This is a genomic window from bacterium (assembly GCA_016873475.1).
Lineage (GTDB): Bacteria > Krumholzibacteriota > Krumholzibacteriia > JACNKJ01 > JACNKJ01 > VGXI01.
Map to the genome: position 1 here is coordinate 1 of VGXI01000257.1, position 3,957 is coordinate 3,957.

3 protein-coding genes are annotated in these 3,957 nt (G+C 69.2%); 1 reads left to right on the forward strand and 2 read right to left on the reverse strand.

What is annotated here, in order from left to right; genetic code table 11:
- Together FJ251_14265 and FJ251_14270 are read right to left on the reverse strand one after the other, a co-directional pair.
- On the reverse strand, nt 1–260 hold a 260-nt coding region (locus FJ251_14265), incomplete at its 3' end, for a GntR family transcriptional regulator (GenBank protein MBM4118869.1).
- A 149-nt stretch (nt 261–409) separates the two neighbouring features.
- Nucleotides 410–1,630, reverse strand: coding sequence for an acyl-CoA dehydrogenase (locus FJ251_14270; GenBank protein MBM4118870.1), 1,221 nt, complete (start codon nt 1,628–1,630; stop codon nt 410–412).
- A gap of 214 nt (nt 1,631–1,844) precedes the next feature.
- Between FJ251_14270 and FJ251_14275 the strand changes: the two genes are divergently transcribed.
- The coding region (locus FJ251_14275) for a hypothetical protein (protein ID MBM4118871.1) at nt 1,845–3,957 on the forward strand (2,113 nt) is incomplete at its 3' end.

Genomic DNA, 3,957 nt, shown 5'->3' on the forward strand with positions numbered 1-3,957 from the left:
GGGGCCTCGCCGTCGGCGCCGTAGGTGCCCTTCCCGCGCAGGGTGTGGACCACGCCCATGCGCTCCAGCTCCAGATAGGCCCGCGCCACCGTGTTGCTGTTGACGCCCAGGTCCACGGCGAGCTGGCGGACGGTGGGCAGCCGCGCGCCCGGGGGCAGAGCCCCGGCCGCCGCGTTCACCTTCACCCAGTCGACGATCTGCCGATAGATGGGCAGCCCGCTCGCTGTGTCCAGGGTCAGGGGCCTGGCTTGGTGTTTCATGTCGCCCTCCAAAGGGCTAGTGAACTAGTGTCCTAATTCTACAGAACACACGTACGGCTGTCAAGTGGTTCCATGAGATCAACGGTCACGAAGAGAGCCCGACCGCGGGGCCGGGCTCCAGGGAGAGGGGCGAGGGGAGCCCGGATCGGCTAGCTCACCTCGGCCGGGTTCACGTGTTTCTGGACCTCGCGCGGGATGAAGGCGTCCAGGGCCGCGTGCTCGCGGGCCTCCTTGAGCACCCAGCGGCTGACCACCATGCGCTGCACCTGATTGGTGCCCTCGTAGATCTGGGTGATCTTGGCGTCGCGCATGTACTTCTCGATGGGGTAGTCCTTCATGTAGCCGTAGCCGCCGAAGATCTGCACGGCGTCCGTGGTCACCTGCATCGCCGTGTCGGTGGCGAAGAGCTTGGCCTCGGCGGCGAGCTTGCTCACATCGGCGGCGCCGTCGTCGATGTACTTGGCCGCCGCGTAGACCAGGAAGCGGGCCGCTTCGACCCGCGCGCTCATGTCGGCCAGCATGCCCTGGATCATCTGGAAGCTGCCGATCGACTGCCCGAACTGCTTGCGCCGGTTCGCATACACGGCGGCGTACTCGAGGGCGCCCTGGGCAAGGCCGACGCCCTGCGCGGCCACGCCGGGGCGGGCCCGGTCGAGGGTCATCATCGCCTGCTTGAAGCCGATGCCGGTCTTGCCGCCGAGGAGGCGATCCGCCGGGATCTCGCAGTCCTCGAAGTCCAGCTCCACCACGGGCACGGCCCGGATGCCCATCTTGTCCTCGATCTTCTGGATCGAGAATCCGGGGTCGCGCTTCTCGACGATGAAGGCGCTCACCCGCGAGCGCTGGCTCTCCGGGTCGGTGACGGCGAAGACCGTGTAGAGTTCGGCCACGCCGCCGTTGGTCGTCCACTTCTTCTCGCCGTTCAGGCGCCAGCCCCTGGCCGTCTGCTCGGCCCGGGCGCGCAGGCTGGCGGCGTCGCTGCCCGCGAACTTCTCGCTGAGGCCGAAGGCGATCAGCTTGCGGCCGGCGGCGATCTCGGGCAGGTACTTGCGCTTCTGCTCCTCCGTGCCGGAGAGTAGGATCGGGAAGCTGCCCAGGGCGTTCACGGCGTAGGCCACGCCGACGCCGCCGCAGGCGCGGCTGAGCTCCTCGACGCAAAGACACAGGTTGAGCACGCCCGCGCCGGCGCCGCCGTACTCCTTGGGGATCCAGACGCCGAGCAGGCCGGCTTCGGCCAGGGCGTCCTTGATCTCCCAGGGGTACTCCTGCAGCTCGTCGTACTTGCTGGCCAGGGGCCGCACGACGCGCTCGGCGATCTCGTGGGCTTTCGCTTTCCAGCGCAGGTTCTCCTCGGTCAAGAAGGGCAGCATGCTCTACCTCGTCGGCTGGGGTGTCGGGGTGGGCGGAGGGGGCGCGGCGGCAGTATAGCAGCCCGCAGGCGGGAATAAAGCCCCGCGCCGCGCCGGGGAATGCCGTGCAAGCAAGGGCTATCCAGATCCACGGGGATTGGGCTATAATGGAGCGGTTCCGCCATCCGCTCGAGTTCGAGCCCGCCTGCCCATCCGCAAGCTCCGGAGGATCCCCATGCGGAGTACTGCCCTGCGTGTCTTTGTTGGAATGTTCGTCCTCGCGCTGCCTGCGCTCGCCGGCGCGCTCGAGCTGCGCGCGCCGGCAGCCGCGCTCGCGCCCACGCTGGAGGTGCTGGGCGAGACCGCCAGTGGCCTGCGCGTTTCCCTCGCGCTGCCGACCCTGGCGGTGGAGGAATTCACCATCGAGGGCGCGACCTATCAGGCGCTCTCCCTGCCCGGCGGCGCCATCGCCGGCGCGGACGGCCAGGCCGGCCTGCCCACCTTCACGCGCCTGGTCGCGCTGCCCGCGGGCATGCAGGCTCGGCTCGTGGCCGTGCGCCCCAGCGAGCGCCGGCTCGCCGGCTATCGCGTGCTGCCCGTGCAGCCCGATGCCGCCGACCGCTTCGTCATCGATCGCGACTGGTACGCGCGCGCGGCGGCGTCAATGCCGACGGCGGCGCTCGGCGCGCCGGCGCAGATGAATGCCCTGCGCGTGGTGCCGCTGACCTTCTCGCCCGTCGGCTACGATCCGGCGAGCGGCGAGCTGCGCGTGGCCGAGCGTCTCGAGGTCGAGCTCGAGTTCACGCCGGATCCCGCCGCGCCCTCGCTCACCCGGCCCGCGCTGATTCCCGAGAGCTTCGATCGTCTCTACCGGGAACTGGTGGTGAACCTGGAGCAGAGCGACCTCTACCGGCTCGGCGAGGCCGCTGTCGGTCCCGGCACCTACCTGCTGATCTACCCCGACGTTACCGGCGTCCTCACGCGCTTGCAGCCGCTGATCGACCTGCGCAAGCGCCAGGGCTACAACGTCGTTGTCGTCAGCACGACGACGACCGGCACCAGCAACGTGGCGATCAAGGCCTACATCCAGAACCTCTACAACACGGCGAACCCGCCGCTCGAGTTCGTCAGCCTGGCCGGCGACGCCTCGGGCACCTACCTCGTCAACTGCTGGAACGAGAACCTCAGCGGCTACAACGGCGAGGGCGACCACTACTACACGACGCTGGCCGGCGGTGACATCCTCGCCGACGTGCACCTCGGGCGCCTGAGCTACCGCAGCACGAACGAGCTCGACATCATCGTCAACAAGATCCTCACCTACGAGACGAACCCGCCGCTGACGGACAGCGGCTGGTTCCGGCGCGCCGGGCTCTGCGGCGACCCCGGGCAGTCGGGCATCGGCGTCATCTACGTGAACCAGTGGGTGAAGACGCAGCTGCTGAGGCAGGGCTACACCCAGGTGGACACCATCTGGAGCGGCAACTTCCCCAGCCTGATGACGCAGAGCATCAACCAGGGTCTGAGTGCCTTCGGCTATCGCGGCTGGTGGGGGATGAGCGGCATGTCGAGCGGCAACATCCTCAACCTGACCAACGGCAACGAGCTGCCCTTCGCCCTCGTCGTCACCTGCGGCACGGGCTCCTTCAAGAGCGACAACACGGCGATCTCCGAGGCCTGGACGAAGGCCGCCAACGGCGGCGGCATCGGCGCCGTCGGGACGGCGACGCTCGGCACGCACACGCGCTACAACAACACCTACTACAAGGGCTGCTTCGACGGGGCCATCAACGGCCCGGACCACCGGCTCGGCGTCGCCCACACGCGCGGCAAGTACGAGCTGTACAGCGCCTACCAGATTGCGGAGCCCACGCGGGTCGAGATCTGGTCGATGTGGAACAACCTGATGGGCGACCCGGTGACCGACATGTACACGGGCTTTCCGGCCGCGCTCAACGTCGGCTACCCGGCTTCCCTGCCGCCCGGCGCGACTGCCGTTCCCGTCAGCGTGACGAGCGCCGGCCAGCCCGTGGTGGGCGCGCGCGTCACGATTGCCAAGGGCGACGAGGTGCGCGTTTCCGGCTACACGGACGCCGGCGGCAGCGCGGTGCTGCCTTTGGCGCCCGGCGTCACGACGGGCTCACTGCTCGTCACGGTCACCGGCCACAATCTCTTCGCCCACCTGGGCAGCCTCACGATCGGCGCGCAGGCGGTCTTCCCGAGCCTGGCCGATCACAGCCTGGACGACGACGCCGCCGGCGCCAGCCTGGGCAACGACGACGGCCGCCCCAGTCCCGGCGAGCGGATCGAGCTCGCAGTCGCGCTCCAGAACCTCGGCACCAGCCCCC